A 21,553-nucleotide genomic window follows, 5' to 3' on the forward strand; every position below is an offset into this window, starting at 1 on the left:
TACTCGCATTAATTAAAAATAAAATTATAGATCGCTACAAAAACAAATATAGTCCATGCTATGAGAAAAATTCCACAAATAGCTAAAAGCCAAGGCATTTTCGGCCCTAAATAATCTGCCTGTACTTCTGATTTTGCTCTGACAGAAGCCGGTAACATCTGTAGCATCGCATATAAAATACCCGGTACTACTACTGCATCATCTAATAATCCTAATCCCGGTATCATATCTGGTAAAAAATCAATAGGACTTATAAGATATAAAAACGCTACAATTGTCATTGTCTTTATCATCTTAGGTGTATTTCTATTAAATAAAGCTGTAAATAAAATTAAAATATCTCTTCTACTTGAACTAATAAACGATAAAATTCGTGTAAACATTTAAAATTCTCCTTAATAAACTTACAAATTAAATCAAAATATCATCTATAAAATAAAAACTCTATATTAAATATTAATTATTATACTTAATATAGAGCTTTATGTGAACTATATTTTATTTTTCTACATTAACTTCTGCTTTTTGTATATCTTTTTGCATATCTACTTTTTCTTCAGGAAAAATTATATCTGCCTCAAACATACGTTGCCATGGAAATCTTATCTGTGCATCAGCTACATAAGCTTGACCTTCAAATTTTTCTAAACCATAATCAACTACCATTTTTTGTAAAATTTCTGTAGCTAATTGTTCCGCTGGTAAAGTTCTTGTTTTCGTATTGCCATAATCGCCTTCACCAGGCATAGAATTCAATCTATTTGCTACAGCTTGTCTGATATTTGCCTGATAGAGCCAATCATCTAAATAACGAACTTCAAGCATTTTTAAAATGCCCACTCTATCTGTATAATTTGCTCCCATACCCATAGCTAAAGCATAACCTGTACTATTTGTAGGTGTGTTCCAACCTGAATAAGCATTTATCTTATCTAATAAATTCTTACCATATAAACTAAACATTAAAGCATTATCAGAGCCATTGCCAAATGTGATATCGCCAATACCTACTTTTTTACCTGCTTGAACAGCTTCATCGACCATATTGACAAAATCTATAATATTTTCATTTGGTATATATACATTATTTAAATCATTAGCTGCACCTGTTGTGCCATCAAAATTAGTATTGACCATGAATACTAAATCTGCTCTTTTATCGCTATTGACTTTCATACCGCCAGCCATTTTGATATGAGTAGCTATAGAATTTTTAATTGGTTCATTAGAATATGCAGGTATTGTATTTTCTCCTGTACCTTTAGCATAATGAACACTTACAAATGGAATATCCCCTTGTAAATTATTCACTGCTCTAGTCAATAAGACGTAACCTATTTCATCAATCCCAGCTACTGATTGATATTTCAACTCACTTAAATCACTGCCATAATTATCGAGTGCACGACGTTCTTTATTGGTCTGTGAATATTTAGCATTATCATCACAACCTAATGCTAAGTAAGTGATCACATCATTTCTAGCTAAATCAATTAAGTTCTTACTTACTAAAAAATTAGCTTGTCTACGAGAAAGCCAATCATCTAAAGCTGCTTTTGGTATCTTTTGTTCATATTGTTGTAACTGTTTTCTTTCTTTATGCGTTAGTCCATCTTGTTCTAGTTTATCAGTCAATGCAGTATAACGTGCAATATCCGTACCATATTGAGCGTAATAATTTGCATCTTCACTGCCTGACGCCTCACTTGTCTGAGGTGTTCTCATGATTGAACCAAACACATATAATTTCATATTTGGATTTGCTTGATGTATTTTTTCAAAATTATGCACTCTAGCTAAAACAACATCTTTACTTAAATTATGCTTTCTTGATGCAATAAGACTGCCATAAACCATAGAATCTGAAGATATTACTGCCGCATCAGCTTTTTTGGCATTTTCTATCACCCATTTAGATAATTCTTCCGGCTTTGCATAAGGATTTTCTCTATTACCTAGAAGTTCTTCCGGTGGTGTTAAAACTTCATATCCTAAATCGCGAATATTATCTGCTGTCTGCTTAAAAGAAATTGGTCTATTATCATGGGGTACAAAAATAATAGTTTTATTCAAACTAGCAAAAACAACATTAGGTACATAAATGACTATCATCATCAAAAAAAGACATAATACTCGTTTTAAATATCTAAATTGCACTTTATCACCTCATTAATTATAAATATTTTAATCATAATAAATTATATCATAATTTTAACCATACTAGAAAAGCCTGCAACATAATATGCAGGCTTTTTAATTTAATATTTTAAATGCTTTTTCAATACTGTTTCATTTAATTTATTATCTGAAATATCAAAATTAGCTTCAAAAATTCTATTCCATGGCATTGTAATAGATACATTGATTGCATCGTTAAATAAATTTAAATTATCACTAACAAAAGAACGCATCAATTTCGTGCCATACTCTTCAATATATGGTCTTTTTGTATCTCCTATAGTCAAATAATCTCCACTACCTGGCAATAAATTTAAATAGGAGTTTACACTCTGACGCACATTTGCTTGATATACCCAATCATCTAGATATCTAGTCAATAATAAATTATCTCTTTTTTCTTCGCTAATTTGATTACCCACTATGCCCATACCTAGTGCAAATCCTGTACTATTTGTAGCTGTATTCCAACCAGCATATCCATATAATTTATCTAATAAATCTCTATCTTGTAATTGCTTCATCAAAGCATTATCTGCTCCATTAGCAAAAGCGATATCACCTACAGCTACATGATAGCCTGCATTGATAAAGCTTTCTATATCTTCAACAAAATCCATCGTATTATATCTTGGTTGAAGCGTATTTACTGGAGTATTAGCATCATATGTCCAGCCACTGCGATTAGTATTTATAAACATCACTAAATCAGCTTTTTTCAAATCATATGTTCTAATACCACCGATAGCCGTAATTTGACTTGTAAGTGTATTATCTATAGACTCATCTGAATATGAAGGTACTGTCGCTCCACCATAACCAGAAGCATATTTTATATACACATAAGGCTTATAATTTTCTAATTCATTTACCGCTCTAGTCAAAACTAAAAGTCCAACTTCATCTAAACCTGTCAAAACCTGAAAACGATTATTTTGTAATCCCAATTTATTTGCATATTCTTTTAGTTCATCGCTTTCTTTATGAGTTTGAGATAATTTAGAATTATCGTCTTTCCCCATAGCCATATATTCTATATCATTATCTTTAACCAAATTAATCAATTGTTTACTAACTTCTACATTAGTTCTACGACGAGAAAGCCAATCCTTTAAGGCAGCTTCTAAGGCTCCTTCTCTTAATGCTACTTGATAACTTTCATTTAACCCTGATGTATCAGCATTATCTATTTTTGTATAATTGGCTATTGCTTGCCCATATTTTACATAGTATTCCGGCTCTTCTGTCCCCGAAGATGCTCCGTCTTTTGGCGTTCTCATAATCGAAGAAAATACATATATCGGCATCTTAGGATGTGTTTCATGCAATTTTTCTATATTTTTAACACGTCTCAACAATAAATCTTTTGGTATATGATGTTTTCTTGAAGCTACTAAACTTCCATAAATCATCGCATCGGAAGATACTACTGCTACTTTATCTTTACCGCCATTTTCAACTAACCAGCGATTTATTTCTTCTGGTCTACCAGCTCTATCTCTATCACCTAATAAATCCTTAGGTGGCATCTCTACAGTATAACCCATAGAACGAATTACATCTGCTGTTTGATCTGAAGATATCGGTCTATCATCCTGAGGCACATACAAAATCACTTTTTTTTCATCTTTAGCAAATACTTTTTCTACATTAAAGATATTTATTAAGCAAACAAATAAACAAATCCCTAAAAATAATTTTATCCAACTCCTAGAATACAAAATTTACACCTCTTCATTTCATTATAAATAAAATAGCTTACTTATCTTCTCTGTTTTTTATTTTGTTTTATCTCATTTTTTTGCTCTTTAGTTAACTTTATACCTGCAGCTTTTAAATCTTCAGGTCTAACTTGATCAATAATTTTTGTCAAAAGCTCTTGTCTATGTTCTTGTTCATAAGCTAAAATTGCTTGATAAAAATTATAATCAACATCTTTTACACTCATTGTATTCATATTTTGAGTTGGTCTTTCATAATTGACATACAAAGAGTTATATCCTTGATCTAAATATACACAATCTGTATATTCAACAGTCTTATCTTTTAAATTTATTCGTAAATACTCTGCTACACCGGATAATTCATCAAATCTATATGTGCTTAAATTTCTCCATTGTCGCTTCATTATAATATCTTGTTTTTGCATATCATCAAAAAGTCTCACAGTTGGTACAATTAAAATATTTGTATCTGCAAAACCATCTGCACCAATTTCATATGTCATTGCTTCTTTATTAAAATAATAACTAGAACGCGGTGTCGCCTGCACCCACTGGAAAATATCTTCAGACAACTGTTCTTGAGCAAAGGAATTATTTATCGGAAGACTAATAAAAGTCATCAAACTTAACATCAATATAAGAAAATATTTTTTCACTACGTTACTCCTTTCATTGACATACAACATTATATCTACTTAACTATATAATGATATCATATTTATATTATATTTTAAAGCAATTAACTCTTATTATTAAATTAATACTAAAAAATTTTTCTCAACTATGTTATTATATGAGAGTATATAAAAATTCGAAGAAAGGGTTTACTATGTCAATAAAAGAATACTTTAAATTTGAAGAAAGAAATACTTCTTATTTTACAGAAACAATCGCCGGTCTTACTACATTTTTAACAATGGCATATATCATTATCTTAAATCCTAGTGTTTTGAGCAAAGCTGGTATGGATTTTGATGGTGTATTTTTTGCTACTATCATTTCTGCTGTTGTTGGTTGCTTATTCATGGGAATTTTTGCTAATTATCCTATAGCTATTGCTCCTGGCCTTGCTATGAATGCTTACTTTACATTTGTTGTAGTAATATCTATGGGTATACCATGGCAAGAAGCACTCGGTGCAGTATTTATATCTGCCCTTATTTTCTTAATACTTTCATTGACTTCTTTCCGTCAAGCCGTTATCAATGCTATACCAGCTTCAATGAAAGAAGGTATTAGTGCAGGTATTGGTTTATTCATCAGTTTTGTTGGCCTTCAAAGTGCTCATATCATCGTCGCTTCCCCTGCTACATTAGTTACACTTGGTAGCTTTAGCGATCCTGTAACTTATATGTCACTTATAGGTTTATTTATCAGCATTATTTTAGTTGTAAATAATGTACGTGGAGCCTTATTCTTAGGTATGATTATTACTTCCATAATTTCTTTCTTATTTGGTTATATCACATTACCTGATACTATTTTCAGCACACCTGAAATCGGTAATACCTTTATGCAAATGGATATTATGGGAGCTATTTCACATAATCTTTATACTATAATTTTTACTTTCTTTATCGTCACTTTATTTGATACTACTGGCACCATGCTTGGTATTGCCAAACAAGCAGGCTTAATGAAAAATGACACTTTTCCTAATGTAAAAAGTGCTCTTTTAGCTGATTCTATAGCTAGTCTTATTGGTTCCATTTTTGGTACAAGTCCGACATCTGCTTATGTAGAATCTGGTTCTGGTGTAGCTACTGGTGGCCGTACTGGTTTTGTAAATATTATCATTTCTCTATTATTTATCTTAATGCTTTTTACAGCTCCAATTGCTAAAGTATTAGCAACTGTTCCTGCTATCACAGCTCCTGCTTTAATCATTGTTGGTTTTTATATGATGAGCAGTTTAGCTCGCATAAAATGGGATGATATGCAAGAAGCTTTTCCTGCTTTTATCATATTTTTAATGATGCCTCTATCTTATAGTATTACTGATGCCGTAGGTATTGGTATAATTTCTTATTGTTTAATAAAAATTTTCTCAGGAAAATTTAGACAAGTCCACCCATTACTCTATGTATTTATGCTTTTGTTTATTATCCAATTTGTAGTCTTAAATAATTAAAATATCATCACTCAAAGGAGGTCTTCTATCTTCTATGTTTTTTAGTAAATATAAATATCTTGGTAGCTCCTTAATTGTTGCTGCTTGTATTGGTTTTTATTTTCCTAGTCATGCTAGTATGACACCTAAACAAAGCAATTACCAATTAAAAGGCTTGAGCTCTCATCAACAACGAGAAGTAAGTGCTGTTATTGCTTTAAAAACTGACGGTGAAAATACTTTTGATAAAAAAGAGACTTCTCATCATAGTATTGCTGATAAAATCGCTGCTATTTTAGAGAATAATTCTAAAAAGGAAAATAAAACTGAACAAGATAAAGCAGTAAATTATGGTAGTTCTTCTATTCTAGGTGCCCCTATTGCCACTCAAGAACAATGTGTTAATTACTTATTAAAAAATAATCCTAATCCTAAAATTACAGTTTCTGCTAAAGAATTAGTTAATTATTATTATGAAGAAGCTGGTAAAGAAGGCATTCGTCCTGATGCAGCTTTTGCTCAAGCTTTAAAAGAAACTGGTTTCTTTAGATATGGTGGTACTGTAACACCGGACCAAAATAATTATTGCGGTCTAGGTACTACAAGTGCTACTGTCAAAGGAGCTTATTTTGAAACAGCCCGCATAGGTGTTCGAGCTCACGTTCAACATCTTTTAGCTTATGCTTCCGTTAGACCTCCTCGTGAAGATGTTGTAGATCCACGTTACTCTCTAGTTCGTGCCGTTTATTCTACATCAACAATTGATACATGGCCTGGTTTAAATGGTCGTTGGGCAGTCCCAGGTAATAATTATGGACAAGAAATTCTACAAATTTTGGATAATATTGCAGAAGAATAAATAAGAAGAGTTGAAATATTATACTTGAAGATTTTCAAATTAATATTTCAACTCTTTTTTTTATTAAATAAAATTGTTTTAATATATACTATTGATAAATAATTATACTATTTTCTATTTATTTGCTATAATAAACATAATTATTTCATTGAGGAATACATATTATTTTTAAATTATGATAGAAGGTGTTACTTTGATAAAATTTCCTAAACAAAAAAAATATAGTTCATCTCATCGTTTACGGGAAATGGTGCTTGTTTTACGTAAGCATAATGTACTTACAAGCGATATGACACCTGAAAAATTGCGTTTAATCCTAGAAGATTTAGGCCCTACTTTTGTAAAATTAGGTCAAATACTTTCTTTAAAACCAGGATTTTTGCCTGCCGATTATGCTATAGAATTAACTAAATTACAAACTCAAGCTAAACCTTTAGATTTCAGCATCATAAAAGATTGTCTTGAAAAAGAATATAATAAAAAATTAGAAGATATTTTCCAAGATATTGATGATAAAGCTTTAGGCTCAGCTTCTATAGCTCAAGTGCATAAAGCTACATTAAAAACTGGTGAAAAAATCGTCATCAAAGTGCAACGTCCTGGAATTTATGAAGTAATGGCTAAAGATATAGTTTTATTAAAGAGAGCTATATCTATCTTACAAGTTTTTAAAGCTTCATCTAATATTTTAGATTTTAATGCTATTCTCGATGAAATGTGGAATATAACTAAACAAGAAATGGATTTCATGATGGAAGCTGAGCATATTGATGAATTCAAGCGACTAAATAGTGAAGATAATTTCGTTGATTGTCCTGCGGTAAAACATGAATTAACTACAGCCCGCGTTCTTGTCATGGAATATATTGATGGTTGTCGTATTGACGAAATCAAGAAATTAAAAGCTCAAGGTTATAATGTTGAAGAACTAGGTATTCATCTTGGCAAAAATTATGTAAAACAAATCATCGAAGATGGATATTTTCACGCTGATCCTCATCCTGGTAATATTTGGATAAAAAATGGCAAAATTATCTGGCTTGATTTAGGCATGATGGGACGCTTATCTTCTAAAGAACGTGATGCTTTAAAAAAAGCTGTATACGCTCTTGTCCAGCATGATACGTATGAAATGAAAAATGCTATTTTAACCTTAGGCACAATACAAGGAAAATTAAATCATATCCAGCTTTATGAAGATATTGATAACCTTATGAATCGCTATAGCAATGCTAGTTTTCAAACTTTAAAATTAAGCGAGTTAGCTCATGATATCATCACGGTTTCTAAGCATCATAAAATTGCTATCAATCCAGGGCTAAGTATGTTTGCCCGCGGTGTTGTCACTATCGAATCAGTTCTTAAAATATGTTGCCCTAATGTAAATTTTATTGATATCTTTGCCTCTCATATGAAAGCTGATTTTAAACGTAATTTTAGCTGGAAAGAAGAATTTAATAAATTTAAACGCGATAGCTATTTAATGTTTCAAAAATCTCTGCATATACCAGAGCAACTATCTGATATTTTAAAAATGACCATGAGTGGACAAACTAAAGTAAATTTAGATGTAACGGGTTCTGAAGAACCTCTACGTCGTTTGGATAAAATGATCAATAAATTAATTATTTGTATCATTTGCTCAGCTTTACTTTTAGGTTCTAGTATTATTTGCACAACAAATATGACTCCACAAATCATGGAAATTCCCATTTTAGGTGTATTAGGATATCTAGTAGCAGTATTTTTATCCATTCGTTTAATGATTAATATATTTAAAGAAAAATAGTTTTTTCATTTCTTTGGTGACAAAGAAACGAACCAAAGAAATCACCGCAGATAAAATTTTAGTTTTGAAAATAATTATCTTTTCATACAACGCTTAGAAACTCGCTTCGCTCAAACATTCAGACTAAAAACGTATTCAAAGATAATTATTTTCAATAACCTTACGGTTACCACAAAATTTTATAATGCGGAAAATAAAAATCGCTACATCATTCATAACTATTTAATAATCAATAATAAAATAATACCAAATATTTCCCCGCATTTTAGCATCTTTTTGCGGTAGCCATAGGCTATTGGTAAAGATAAAAATATGACAATGGTTTTAGTTCTACTGTTTGAACGTAGTGAGTTTAGAACGTTGTTGGCATATTTTTATCTTTGCCAAAGTAAAAAGTGCGTGAGCGGGCAATTTTCTTTTTGTTTCGTTTTTCTTTTATGCAAAAGAAAAATGAATATAAAAATATATTTAAAAGGAAGGATGTTTTTTATGCAAGGAATTAGAGGAGCTATTACTGTAGAAAATGATAATCGTGAAGAGATTATTGAAGCTGTAAAACAATTATTAACAAATATTCTTGAAGCTAATAATATCACTGCTGAAGATATTGGAGCTGCTTTATTTAGTGCTACTAAAGATATCACTAGTGTCTTTCCTGCTTTTGCCGCACGTCAATTGCCTAATTGGGATTTAGTACCACTTTTTGATGCTCAACAATTATATATTGAAAATAGTATGGAAAAATGTATTCGCGTATTACTTTTTGTAAATACAGATAAATCTCAAAAAGAAATTAAACATATTTATCTTGGCAGAGCTAGCCAACTTCGCCCTGATATCAAAAAAGATTGAAAGGTGATATAATGTCAGAAACATTTTATCGTATATTATTTATTTTTATTGATGTCATCTTACCTTTAGCTATAGGATATTATCTACATAAGTATAAAATTATCTCCGTAAATGTTTGTAATTTTTTATTAAAAGTAAATATCCGTTTTATCATGATAATTATAGGATTGGGCAGTTTTTGGTTGATAAAAATAGACCATAATTTGTTTTTATTGGCATTTGTAGGTATTATTTTAATCTCAGCACTTCCTGGAATACTAGCATATCCTTATGCTTCTTGGCATCTTGGCAAAAATATTCGCAACAAAGGAGCTTATCTATTGAGTAGTATGCTCTCTAATACAGGTATTCTAGGCGGATTATGTGCTTATATTGCTATGGGACAGTTAGCTTACGCTTATGTACAAGTAATAGGCATGGTGCAAAATATTTTTACACTTTCTTTTTGCTTTCCGCTAGCTGAATATTTTCATCAAAAAGCCACAGCTGGTTCTAAAGCTAAATTTCAACCTCATTGGCGTTCTATCTTAATTAGTTGGAACCAAATCGGTTTACTTAGTATGTTTGTAGGTGCGATTTTAAATATCTGCGAAGTGCCTCGACCAGATGTTTTTGATCCTATCTTTAATGCTTCTGTACATTTAGGGGCTTGGTTTGGTATTTTACCTGTTGGTTATTTACTGAATTTTAAAGCGGCTCGCCTCTATAAATATATAGCTCTAGCTATATTACCTGTGCGTTTCATTATCATTCCTGTATTAGCTTTCATCATAGCAACTATATTTACAGATGATAAATTACTTATTTCTGTTATCACTTTAATTGGTCTTTGCCCTATTGGTATCAATGCTATTGTAGTTACCCAATTATATAAATTAAATACGAGTATTGCCGAAGCGATCTTTTTAATTTCTACAGCAATATTTATCTTCATAGCTTATCCTATATTTTTATTTTTAATGGTATAAAAAAAGCAGTCAAACACTTTAACTAAGTATTTGACTGCTTTTCTTTTATGCAATTTTTTAGTCTTTCATATAATCAGTGAATAAATTTTCTGCTTTCATAAAATCAGAAATTTTATATACGCCACGCATTACTTCTCGATAATTTTCTGGAGTTAATGATTGTGGGCCATCAGATAATGCTTTTGCTGGATTTGGATGAACTTCAATAATAAGACCATCTGCTCCTGCTGCTATTGCTGCAAAGCTCATAGGTTTTACCATTCTCCATTTACCTGTACCATGACTTGGGTCAACAATGATTGGCAAATGACTTAAATGTTTTACTGCTGCCACAGCACTCATATCTAATGTATTTCTTGTATATGTTTCATAAGTGCGAATACCACGTTCACATAAAATTACATTATGATTGCCTTCACTCATGATATATTCAGCAGCATTGAGCCATTCATCAATAGTTGCACAAAGACCACGTTTGAGCATAACAGGTTTATTTTTTCTTCCAACTTCTTTTAATAAGCGGAAGTTCTGCATATTACGTGCACCAATTTGTAAAATATCTGCATAATGAGCTACTGCATCAACTGCTTCTACTTCTGTTACTTCTGTTACTACTTTTAAGCCTGTAACTTCACGTGCTTCTGCTAAATATTCAAGACCTTTATTTTCAAGACCTTGGAATGCATATGGAGAAGTACGAGGTTTATAAGCACCACCACGTAAAAATTGTGCTCCACCAGCTTTTACAATTTTTGCTGCTTCTAGTAATTGTTCACGAGATTCTACTGCACAAGGGCCCGCCATAACTACTACATTACCATCACCGATTTTTACACCATCTACATCTACAACAGTATTTGCTGGATGGAATTCACGGCTAGCTAATTTATAAGATTTAGAAATAGCCACTGTCTGTTCTACACCTTCCATTGCCTCTACTGCTAGTGAACCCATACGAGTTTTATCACCTATTACACCAACAATTTTCTGCTGAGCACCTTCCATTATTTTGGCTGTAAGACCTACGCTTTCAATAGCTTTTACTACCGCCATAATATTTTCTTCTTTTGCATCAGGAGTCATGATTACTACCATTTATAATTCCACCTTTATCTAACAAATTATCTTTTTTTATAATTTATAACTACCTTTAAATACAGGGAATTCACCCAAGTTTTTTAACCAAAAACATTTTTTATTTGCTTCATCTAAAGCTTCTTGAAGAATATCTTTTTCTACATCAACATCAATTTCAATAAAAAAGATATATTCACCCAAACTAGTTCGTGCTGGTCTTGATTCTATTCTAGTCATATTGACTTTTCTCTTAGCAAAGTCGCCTAATAATTCATATAAGCTACCAGCTCTGCCATCAATCTGACAAATCAACATCATATTTGAAGCATTTTGTTGTTTTTTTAATTTTTTCTTTGTTGTCAATAAGATAAATCTAGTAAAATTATCTTCAACATCTTGAATATCAGTATCTACTACTTGTAGATTATATAAATCAGCTGCTGTTTTCGTCGCTATTGCTGCATATCCTTGTCCGTATTCACTAGCTTTTTTAGCAGCTACAGCCGTACTAGAAACAGCTTCTGTTTTTGCTTTTGGATAATGAGTCTGTATATACTCTCTACATTGAGCTAATGGTTGTACATGAGAAATTATTGTGTGTATCTTAGCATTAGGATCTTTTGTCAATAATTGATTATGTACACTCCATATTAATTCAGACTCTATCATTAAGTCAACATCATGAGCTAGCGTATCCAATGTTATTCTAATTGACCCTTCAATTGAATTTTCTACTGGTACTAAACAATAGTCAACTTTTTCTTGACTTACTGCCAAAATTGCATCATAAATACTATCATATGCAATCAAATCCATCGGCTCATTTCTCAACTTAGTCATATGTAAAGCTGCTTCTTCACTATTAGTTCCATGAGGGCCTAAAAATGCTAATTTCTTCAAGATATTCCTCCTTTCTTTTTATAAAAAATAAAAGCCTCACCCTAATATAAGGGCGAGGCTGAATTCACGTTACCACCTTATTTATCTATAAATAAATATAGATATCTCTCATCAAGTACGGGACTAATCCGATACTCTCCTTTTTGATAACGGTAAGGCTCCGGCTCCACCTACAATAATTTCAGCGAGCAATTCCAAGGTGAACTTCAATAAATACACTCATATCAAGCTTCCAGCATCCTTGACTCTCTGTCATGATTATATCTATCTACTTTTCCTCTTCATCATCTTTAGCGTGTTTACATAATATCATATAAAAAAATAAAATGCAATACCTTTTATTGTAACTTTGTAATATTTAAATAAAATTCTAATCAATATAATTTTTCAATAATGCTTTCATCTATCTTAAAACAATGTTCTGTTGCTGGAAAATTTCCTGCTTTTGTTTCCTCAATATAATCTTTAAAAGCTTTCGTCATAGTTTCACCTATATTAGCAAACTGCTTTACAAATTTAGGTTTAAATCCGCCAAACATACCAAGCATATCTTGATAAACTAAAATTTGACCATCGCAATCACTACCTGCTCCAATACCGATTGTCGGTATATTTATTTCTTCTGTGACAATTTTAGCTAATTTAGCTGGAACACATTCCAAAACAACAGCAAAAGCACCTGCTTTTTCTACAGCCTTTGCCTCTTGAATAATTCTTTTAGCTGCTTCTTCACTTTTTCCCTGAACTTTAAATCCACCAAAAGCATTAACAGATTGTGGTGTAAGTCCTATATGTGCCATAACAGGAATAGAAGCTTCGACAATTGCCTTTATCTGTGGACAAACGCTTTCCCCACCTTCTAATTTTACTGCCTGACAATGACCTTCTTGCACTAAACGACCTGCATTTTTTACAGCATCATAAACAGATGTCTGATAAGACATAAACGGCATATCACCTACAACCAAAGCATTTTTTACTCCTCTTGTAACAGCTTTTATATGGTGTATCATATCTTCCATAGTAACAGATAATGTATCTTCATACCCGAGCATAACCATGCCCAAGGAATCACCTACTAAAATTCCATTAACTCCAGCTTCATCAATCAACTTTGCTGTAGAATAATCATATGCCGTAAGCATAGTAATTTTATCCTTATTTTCTTTTTGCATTTTAAATGTTGTCACTGTATTTTTCACTTTTAAAAACCTCTTTCATCTTGCTATAATCTTTTAAAGGATTTTTACTTTGTGCGATTTCAATTAATTTTTGTGATAATAACTTATAAATTTCTTTTTCTTGATTTAAATTTTCACTAGTAAATGCAGTTAAATGTTTTTTTATTGTGACTAAATCATTTCTTTCTACTGGACCAGTCAAAGCATTTTCAATATCAAAAGTAGTTAAATTAGCTACGTTTCCTTGCAATAATGGCAATAAAATTTGCTTTGCCATTTTTTTATCTACTCCGCAACTATTTAATAAATCTATACTTGTGGCAAATAGAGCTGTAACTAAATTACTAGTCATTACTGCACTTGCATGATATAATGCCTTCTTTTGCGTATTGATTTTTATGATTTGATTGCCCGATTTTTTAAAAATCTGCATCAAGTCATCTAAATGCTCATTATCACCTTCAATAGTAAATACTGCTTTGGCTAGATTTTCATAAGCTTCATACCTATCATTTATTGCACAAAGTGGATGTATAGAGTAAGCATACGCACCTTTATTTTGGGCATCAAAAAAAGCGGTCGAAGATATCGAACCGCTACAATGACAAATATTTTTATTTCTAATATCCAGATTTCTCATATAATCCCAAATTTGACTAATGCTACCATCAGGCACCGTCAAAAATAAGGTATCACTGTCTTTTAAGATATATTCAAGATTTGTATATAATTTCGTATTGGTAAAATCTGCTGCTGATTTTGCTGATTTTAAAGATTTACTAAAATAACCTACAATTTCTACATTATTTTGATTAGAGTTATTTTGTAAATATTTTCCTAGGGAAAAACCTACTTTCCCCGCACCAATAAATCCTATTTTCATTTTATCACCTCTTTTTCTTGGAAGTAATTCAATGAAATCTCTGGTAAGGTCTTGTTCTTTCGATACAATCCTTTTTTATTAGATAAAAATAAAAATTTGTGGTACAGTTTCGCTTCGAATACTATCCATCACATAATATATCATTTATTATTCATTTCGTATAGACATAAAATAAATTTTAATAAATCCTAAATTTTTTCAAAAAAACATTTGACAAATATATATCAATCTGATATTATAATATACGCAGTTAAGACAACCGCAAACGAATGGCCCTGTAGCTCAGCTGGATTAGAGTGTTTGACTACGAATCAAAAGGTCGCAGGTTCGAGTCCTGCCAGGGTCACCATTTGTAATGGGTAGGTGCCCGAGTGGTTAAAGGGAACGGACTGTAAATCCGTCGCCGTAGGCTACGATGGTTCGAATCCATCCCTGCCCACCATTTTGTAAATTAAAGCTTCGATATAATATCGAAGCTTTTTTTATATCTATTTTTATTGTAATGAACGAGCAATCTCTTCATTTAAAAGAACCTGTAAAGAATCTTCTTCAGATTTATCAATAGGTATTGTTACATCTTGCCATAACCAAATATCTTTTTTATAAACACTTGGTTTTCCAAATTTCTTCTCTAAATAATTTTTAACATAAACAAAATCTTTTTGTTGCTCTTTTAAGTTTTTAATATTCTCATTCGCACATAATAATATTTTATACAAATGATTATTACTAAACATCACCATAATACTTGATGAATTTTCTTTACCATTATCTACATCAATGCTATTAATACTAATGGTATTCCAGATTATTCCACCTCTGCTTAATTCATAAATTTTAAATAATTCTTCATTTGGTTGACCCCAATACATATATAATTTATCGTTTTTGACATCTGTTAAAATATTTCTATGATTAGGTTTTAAAAGAGTACCTCCTAATTTCAATGTTTGTCCATCTACAATTGCTCGATTTAATAAAGTCTTATCACTAACTACCTGCTCCGCATCATTATATTTTATTTCTATTTTATAAAGTTGGTTATTCCATAAATATAATCGTATTTTCTCAGTTATTTGTTGATAAGTATTTATAAAATCATTATAATCTTTATCTTTTTTTGTATATGGATTTTGCAAGTCCATTTCATAAACAAGAGCATTTTCATCACAATAGTACTCAACATATTTAACAGCATAATCCATAACAATATCATTTATACTTTCACCCCAATATAAATTAGGTATTAATTTTACATAACTTATTTTATCTGATAAAACTTCGATTTCTTTTTCTATTTCCTTATTTATTTTCTTCACTACTTCTTCGTGTGCTTTTCGCTTAATATTTAAATCACCTTGTATTTTTGCTTTTTTTAATAAACTGTCATCTTGCAAAATTATTTCTGTTCCATCTTCTTTTTCTGCCACAATTTTATACAATTGGTCATTCCAAAAATAAGCCAATATTTTATTAGATTTTAATGTCACTCCTTTAAAAATTTTTTCTGGCAAAGTCAAATAATATACTGAGGCATTTTCACTTTCATCGTATTCTTTATATTCAAATTTATACAATTTATTTACTTGTACTAAGCTCATACCCCAATATAAATTTTCTCCTATCCACTTTATTTTTTTTGCTGTTTTATTTTGAACAATCAAATCTGTACCATCAATAAAATCAACTTTTATTCTATATAATTTATTTTCTTTTAAATATATTAAAATTTTCCCATCTACAACTTTTTTACCATTTAAATAAGGCTCATTTAATTTTAGCCAATACGTATTACTATCTTCATCATCTAAATGATTATTATAAATAAGCGAATATTTCTCTTTTATTTCAGAATATGTTTCGCCCCAATTTAAATTTACTGAAATATTTTGCTTAGCAAATACTACAGAATAACCACAAATAAAGCAAAGACAAAATATTATAAAAATCTTTTTCACATTATCACCTTCTTTCAAACGCAATCAATTTTATTCATTATCATTTTTATCCCTTTTTACATGTCTTTTTGCATGAAAAACATTGTGATAAAATTTCTTTTCCAATTTTTGCTCTTCTTGTACATTGACTTTTACCGATGTATCTTCCCAGCAAAATATATTTTCACCATGAACTGTAGGAGTTCCAAATTTTTTTACTAAATATTCTTCTACTCTTTTACGATGCTTCTTGCCCTGATTTAATCCTCTTGGATAATACAGCCATATTCGATATAATTTTTCTTTGTTAAACCATAAAACCAAATACGGTGAACTCTTTTTATAAATCTTATTTAATTGCAACACATAATGCAATATATTCGTTCCCTATACTCCCCATTTCAGCTCATAATTTGCATTTAATTCATCAAATGATTGTCCCCAGTAAATATCAAATTGATTGTCTTTTATATCAGAATATACTTGCCTAAAACCTTCATTTGAATACGCCTCATTGTATTTATTCAATTAATAACTATACCTTTATTTGTTCGTAATTGTTACTCCAAATCACATCACCATATACACTACTGATAAAACCCTTTGTCTCAATACTACAAAATAAAAAACTACATACTAACAAAGCAATAATTTTCCCTATTTTCATGACATTGTCTCTTTTTATTCTTTTTAACTATATTTTAGCAAAAACAAAAAAATTTTTATACTAAAAAAAAGACTTGTCAAAAATATATATCTATGTTATTATATAGAAGTCGCTTGTAAGAGCAATGAACAAATGGCCTTGTAGCTCAGCTGGATTAGAGTGTTTGACTACGAATCAAAAGGTCGCAGGTTCGAGTCCTGCCAGGGTCACCATTTGTAATGGGTAGGTGCCCGAGTGGTTAAAGGGAACGGACTGTAAATCCGTCGCCGTAGGCTACGATGGTTCGAATCCATCCCTGCCCACCATTTTGTAGATTAAAGCTTCGATTTTATCGGAGCTTTTTTTGTTTTATAAATATATGTATAAAAAAATTGCTTTCTAATAATTAAATTAGAAAGCAATTTTTATTTACTTATTATATTTTAAATCTTCAACTTTAACTAAGTCTGGTTCTGCAAACCAAGATAAAGCATAAACAGCAGATGAAATATAATCTATAGCATATTCATTTGTAGACCAAGAACTTACCACGTCAAGATAAGATTTTGCTATAGGAATATTTCCACTATTCAAGTATTCTGTTTGGTCTGGATCTCCACCTATAACATGATTTGGTCCACCGACAACAAGACCTGAAACATAAGCTCCTGTGCTTTCATGGATACGATTATGTGGATGTAATGGTGGATTATCTCCTACACCAGTCATAAAACTCTTATCAAGTGAATTTCTTCCAAAAAGATAATGAATTTGTGCTAGTGCTCCTTCTAAATATTCTTGTTTTGGCTCAATTTGATATGCCATTAATAAAATATCACCTTTAGTCAAAGCATTTTTAGTTGAAGCCCATGTATATTCATTTTCTTTTAAAGAACAATTAAAACCATCTGTTTTTATACTTGTACAAATATCGTCTGCATAACTAATTAAAGCATTAATAACTTTATTTTGAAGTTGCTTATCTGCATTATTAGATTTAGCATAGGCAAATTGTGCTAAAGCTAAAGTATCATCCCATGTAAAAAAGCTTGGTTTATCAGTTAAACGTTTAGACTCTTTCTTCAAATAAGATTCATACTTAGCATCACCTGTTGTTCTAAACATTTCTGCAGCTAACCATAAACGTTCTTCAAGATCTGTATCTTTATTATATGGGCCTGAACCATTTTCTTGTCCTTCATCAACACGATAAATTGGTTTAGGATTTTTTTCTAAATATTGCCAAACAGCTTCAGCATTTTGTTTTAAATTTTTAGCATAATCTTTATCATATTGTTCATATACACGTGAAGCTATTGCTAAACTTGCACCATACATAGCTGAACTAGAAGTAGCTGTACTAAAAATATATCTATCTTGCTTATCTGTATCTGGAGAAATATCAAATCCTGGCCAAGTCAAACCTGATACTTTATGGAATGTACTGCCATCTTCACGTTGCATTTTTTCCATCCAGTCAAGTTCAAATTTTACCTCTGATAAAACATCTGGCATATTTGTATTATTTTCTATGCCTTTTGGAAATAACAATTGACCTTTAGTGAAATGGTCGGGATTTGCTTCATATGCTAACAATAATTCAGCACTACTTAATGCTCCTGTTGTTATATATTTACCATAATCTCCTGCATCATACCAACCGCCACTAACATCTATTTTATCGCCTTTATTATTTAATTTATCAGAGAAATAGACACGAGCTTCTTTATCTTGCTTATGTCCACCTTCTAATTTTAGTCCAGAAACTTTATCATCATTTATAGCAGTATTACTTCTTGATAAAGTATATGAACGCCAACTTTGTACCATAGGTACATCATAGACATCATCACCAATTACAAAATCATATGATTCACGATTACCTACTTTTAAAATATATGTTCCTGGTACATTCAAAGAAGAAAAATCTGCTTTACGTAAAGTTTCTTCAGAAATTTTATCATATTTAGGTTCAGATAAATTTCCTTTAAATACAACTTTATTATCTTTTGTATCAATTATTTCAAAAGTAGTATCATTAGAGTCAGTTACCATTGCTACTTTTGAATAATTTGGCAGATATCCTACTTGGTCAACATGTAGCCCCATATCAGCTGCTTCTATAGGTAGTGATATCGATGAAAAACTTACCGCCATTAATCCAGATAAAATAATTTGACTGAGTTTTTTCTTATTATACATAATCAGACAACTCCTTATTCAGTAAATGGAGTATATTTTATCCATTGATATTCTGCTTTTACAGGTAAATTTTTATCATCAAATGCATTCAACCATTCATCTACACCTGTTCCACACCAAGCATTCATCATAAGTTTAGCTTTTGTTACTGGAATTGTTGTTCCTTCCAAACGATATACTTCTTTACCATCAACAAACCAAATAATTTTATCTTTATGCCATTCAAAGCCATAAGTATGGAAACTTTCAGATGCATCAAAACCTAAATCATATAAATATTCATGTCCACCTTTTCCATCACGATAATAATTAAATTGAACTTTTGTTGTATCTTTTCCTAAAAATTCTATATCAATTTCATCCCATGGATTATTATCAGATGGACCAGTATATGTGAAGAAAGAAGATACTACACCATCATTTTTTATTGGTTTCATTGATACTTCATATTTTCCATAACCGTAGAAATCTTTACTACGAAATTCTCCACCAGAATATGGTATTTTATCAGCTTTCTTTTCTTTATCAATAATTAATTGAAGGTTTCCACCATCAAATGTAACATTTTCTTTATGCCAATTTACATTGAACATATATCCATTTGTCCATCCATCAGAAGCCTCAAATCCTTTTGGCATTCCATTTTGGAAATTCACTTCAAAAGCTTCACTTGCTTTTACATCGCTAGCTGGTGCTGCCATAACAATAGATGGTGTTACTATACTATTTGGAATTACTGTTGGTGTAATGGATAATGCCATAAGCATTGTACTAACAATAGCTTTTTTCTTTAAACTCATAAACTACACTCCTTCACTCATTCAATAGAATAATCTTCGCCATTCGTTTTAATTACTTTTTGATACCAATAAAAAGATTTTTTCGGTACGCGTTTTAATGTACCTTTTCCTTGATTATTTTTATCTACATAAATAAATCCATATCTTTTTTCCATTTCACCTGTACTTGCTGATACGAGGTCAATAGGTCCCCAAGGACAATATCCCATGAGTGTAACACCATCTTCATCTACAGCTTTTTTCATCTCAGCAATATGTTCAGAGAAATATTTTATACGTGTATCATCTTGCACTACACCTGTTTCATCTGGATATTCATGTAAACCAATTCCGTTTTCAACAATCATCATTGGTAATTCATAACGTTCAGAAATCACGTTTAACATATAACGTAATCCAACTGGGTCAATTTGCCAACCCCAATCAGAAGCTTTTACATATGGATTTTTAACTTCTTTCCCCATATGTTCTTTACCTTCAGGATCATATTCACTGACAAAACTCATGTAATATGACAAAGCAAAATAATCTACTTTTCCACGTTCTAAAATATCAAAATCGCCATTTTCAATTTTAATATTATAACCTTTATTTTCCCACTCTTTTAATATATACATTGGATAATGTCCTCTGCATTGTACATCTGAGAAAACAAATGTACGATCCATCTCTTTCAATGCTGCCATTTGGTCCATTGGTTTACAAGTTGCTGGATATACTGGAGACATTGCTAACATACAACCAATTTGAAAATCTGGATTAATTTTATGACCTTCAATAACAGCTAATGCAGATGCCACAAATTCATGATGAGCTACTTGATATAAAACCTCATATCTATTTTCACCATCTTTATAAAGTACACCTGAATTTGTAAATGCTGTAAATTCAGTATTTACATCTCTTTGATTGTTAATTTCATTAAATGTCATCCAATATTTAACTTTATCTTTATAACGTTTAAAAACAGTAACTGCAAAACGTACAAAGAAATCTACTAATTTACGATTACGCCATCCGCCATATTTAGTTACTAAATTATATGGCATTTCAAAATGAGATAAAGTAACAATTGGTTCCATTCCATAACGATGAAGTGTATCAAAAAGATCATCATAAAATTTTAAACCAGCTTCGTTTGCTTCTGTTTCATCACCATTAGGGAAAATACGTGTCCAAGCAATACTTGTACGAAAACATTTAAATCCCATTTTAGCAAGTAATGCGATATCTTCTTCATAGTGATGATAAAAATCTATAGCTTCATGATTTGGATAAATCTTTCCTGGAACAACACCATCTGTAATTTCTCTAGGTTTATTTGGTCCACCCAAAGTCATTACATCAGCTACGCTAATTCCTTTTCCGCCTTCTTGCCAACCGCCTTCAAGTTGGTGGGCAGCTACTGCGCCACCCCATAAAAAACCTTTTGGAAATCCCATCTTCA

18 protein-coding genes, 4 tRNA genes and 1 other annotated feature are annotated in these 21,553 nt (G+C 31.0%); of the genes, 9 read left to right on the forward strand and 13 right to left on the reverse strand.

Features of this window, described 5'->3' with window-relative positions; all coding sequences use genetic code 11:
- Positions 1 to 8 precede the first annotated feature (8 nt).
- From Q5I67_RS01475 to Q5I67_RS01490, 4 genes are all read right to left on the reverse strand, one after another.
- Positions 9 to 383 carry a YkvA family protein gene (locus Q5I67_RS01475; RefSeq protein WP_302486152.1) on the reverse strand — a complete coding sequence of 125 codons (375 nt, stop codon included), beginning with the start codon at positions 381 to 383 and terminating at the stop codon, positions 9 to 11.
- A 115-nt stretch (positions 384 to 498) separates the two neighbouring features.
- Positions 499 to 2,157 (reverse strand): DUF4127 family protein, encoded by a 1,659-nt coding sequence (locus tag Q5I67_RS01480; protein ID WP_302486153.1) that lies wholly within the window; start codon positions 2,155 to 2,157, stop codon positions 499 to 501.
- 101 nt (positions 2,158 to 2,258) lie between these two features.
- A complete protein-coding gene (locus tag Q5I67_RS01485) occupies positions 2,259 to 3,899 on the reverse strand; it encodes a DUF4127 family protein (RefSeq protein ID WP_302486154.1) in 1,641 nt (546 codons plus the stop codon).
- A 41-nt stretch (positions 3,900 to 3,940) separates the two neighbouring features.
- Positions 3,941 to 4,534 (reverse strand): hypothetical protein, encoded by a 594-nt coding sequence (locus tag Q5I67_RS01490; protein ID WP_302486155.1) that lies wholly within the window; start codon positions 4,532 to 4,534, stop codon positions 3,941 to 3,943.
- A gap of 197 nt (positions 4,535 to 4,731) precedes the next feature.
- On the opposite strand from Q5I67_RS01490, the gene Q5I67_RS01495 reads away from it, so the two are divergent.
- The 5 genes from Q5I67_RS01495 (at position 4,732) to Q5I67_RS01515 (ending at position 10,480) form a co-directional block, all read left to right on the forward strand.
- Positions 4,732 to 6,033 (forward strand): NCS2 family permease, encoded by a 1,302-nt coding sequence (locus tag Q5I67_RS01495; protein WP_302486156.1) that lies wholly within the window; start codon positions 4,732 to 4,734, stop codon positions 6,031 to 6,033.
- Positions 6,034 to 6,067: 34 nt separating this feature from the next.
- Positions 6,068 to 6,871, forward strand: a complete 804-nt coding sequence (locus Q5I67_RS01500; RefSeq protein ID WP_296922528.1) for a glucosaminidase domain-containing protein — start codon at positions 6,068 to 6,070, stop codon at positions 6,869 to 6,871.
- Between the two features lie 175 nt (positions 6,872 to 7,046).
- Positions 7,047 to 8,660, forward strand: a complete 1,614-nt coding sequence (locus Q5I67_RS01505; protein WP_302486157.1) for an AarF/ABC1/UbiB kinase family protein — start codon at positions 7,047 to 7,049, stop codon at positions 8,658 to 8,660.
- A 489-nt stretch (positions 8,661 to 9,149) separates the two neighbouring features.
- Positions 9,150 to 9,512 (forward strand): chorismate mutase, encoded by a 363-nt coding sequence (gene aroH, locus Q5I67_RS01510; protein WP_302486158.1) that lies wholly within the window; start codon positions 9,150 to 9,152, stop codon positions 9,510 to 9,512.
- A gap of 11 nt (positions 9,513 to 9,523) precedes the next feature.
- The gene (locus Q5I67_RS01515; protein WP_302486159.1) at positions 9,524 to 10,480 is read left to right on the forward strand and encodes a hypothetical protein; all 957 of its coding nucleotides are present in this window, start codon (positions 9,524 to 9,526) and stop codon (positions 10,478 to 10,480) included.
- A gap of 57 nt (positions 10,481 to 10,537) precedes the next feature.
- Here Q5I67_RS01515 and aroF read toward each other — a convergent pair whose 3' ends face one another.
- From aroF to Q5I67_RS01535, 4 genes are all read right to left on the reverse strand, one after another.
- Complete coding sequence (gene aroF, locus Q5I67_RS01520) at positions 10,538 to 11,575, reverse strand: 3-deoxy-7-phosphoheptulonate synthase (protein WP_302486160.1); 1,038 nt, start codon at positions 11,573 to 11,575, stop codon at positions 10,538 to 10,540.
- 36 nt (positions 11,576 to 11,611) lie between these two features.
- Complete coding sequence (pheA, locus tag Q5I67_RS01525) at positions 11,612 to 12,457, reverse strand: prephenate dehydratase (protein ID WP_296898766.1); 846 nt, start codon at positions 12,455 to 12,457, stop codon at positions 11,612 to 11,614.
- Between the two features lie 45 nt (positions 12,458 to 12,502).
- Positions 12,503 to 12,751 (reverse strand) — a binding site (T-box leader).
- Between the two features lie 80 nt (positions 12,752 to 12,831).
- On the reverse strand, positions 12,832 to 13,659 hold the full coding sequence (panB, locus tag Q5I67_RS01530) for a 3-methyl-2-oxobutanoate hydroxymethyltransferase (RefSeq protein ID WP_368043391.1): 828 nt from the start codon (positions 13,657 to 13,659) through the stop codon (positions 12,832 to 12,834).
- A complete protein-coding gene (locus tag Q5I67_RS01535) occupies positions 13,634 to 14,590 on the reverse strand; it encodes a Rossmann-like and DUF2520 domain-containing protein (protein WP_368043392.1) in 957 nt (318 codons plus the stop codon). Before Q5I67_RS01535 ends, panB begins: the two co-directional genes overlap by 26 nt.
- 202 nt (positions 14,591 to 14,792) lie before the next feature.
- Here Q5I67_RS01535 and Q5I67_RS01540 point away from each other — a divergent pair.
- A tRNA-Arg gene (locus Q5I67_RS01540) sits at positions 14,793 to 14,870 on the forward strand.
- An 8-nt stretch (positions 14,871 to 14,878) separates the two neighbouring features.
- A tRNA-Tyr gene (locus Q5I67_RS01545) sits at positions 14,879 to 14,963 on the forward strand.
- 52 nt (positions 14,964 to 15,015) lie between these two features.
- Here the strand turns inward: Q5I67_RS01545 and Q5I67_RS01550 are convergent.
- Both Q5I67_RS01550 and Q5I67_RS01555 read right to left on the reverse strand, forming a co-directional pair.
- The gene (locus Q5I67_RS01550; protein ID WP_302486161.1) at positions 15,016 to 16,479 is read right to left on the reverse strand and encodes a hypothetical protein; all 1,464 of its coding nucleotides are present in this window, start codon (positions 16,477 to 16,479) and stop codon (positions 15,016 to 15,018) included.
- Positions 16,480 to 16,509: 30 nt separating this feature from the next.
- Positions 16,510 to 16,782, reverse strand: a complete 273-nt coding sequence (locus Q5I67_RS01555) for a hypothetical protein (protein WP_302486162.1) — start codon at positions 16,780 to 16,782, stop codon at positions 16,510 to 16,512.
- Between the two features lie 477 nt (positions 16,783 to 17,259).
- Here Q5I67_RS01555 and Q5I67_RS01560 point away from each other — a divergent pair.
- Together Q5I67_RS01560 and Q5I67_RS01565 are read left to right on the forward strand one after the other, a co-directional pair.
- A tRNA-Arg gene (locus tag Q5I67_RS01560) sits at positions 17,260 to 17,337 on the forward strand.
- A gap of 8 nt (positions 17,338 to 17,345) precedes the next feature.
- Positions 17,346 to 17,430 (forward strand) — tRNA-Tyr (locus tag Q5I67_RS01565).
- A gap of 103 nt (positions 17,431 to 17,533) precedes the next feature.
- Here Q5I67_RS01565 and Q5I67_RS01570 read toward each other — a convergent pair.
- From Q5I67_RS01570 to Q5I67_RS01580, 3 genes are read right to left on the reverse strand one after another with little or no spacing between them, the layout of a single operon-like run.
- Positions 17,534 to 19,306: a glycoside hydrolase family 9 protein gene (locus tag Q5I67_RS01570; protein WP_302486163.1), complete on the reverse strand. Its 1,773-nt coding sequence runs from the start codon at positions 19,304 to 19,306 to the stop codon at positions 17,534 to 17,536.
- Between the two features lie 14 nt (positions 19,307 to 19,320).
- On the reverse strand, positions 19,321 to 20,106 hold the full coding sequence (locus Q5I67_RS01575) for a glycoside hydrolase family 16 protein (RefSeq protein WP_117898334.1): 786 nt from the start codon (positions 20,104 to 20,106) through the stop codon (positions 19,321 to 19,323).
- Positions 20,107 to 20,123: 17 nt separating this feature from the next.
- Complete coding sequence (locus Q5I67_RS01580; protein WP_278474031.1) at positions 20,124 to 21,548, reverse strand: 6-phospho-beta-glucosidase; 1,425 nt, start codon at positions 21,546 to 21,548, stop codon at positions 20,124 to 20,126.
- Positions 21,549 to 21,553 lie beyond the last annotated feature (5 nt).

This window comes from uncultured Megamonas sp., from assembly GCF_958438645.1.
GTDB lineage: Bacteria > Bacillota > Negativicutes > Selenomonadales > Selenomonadaceae > Megamonas.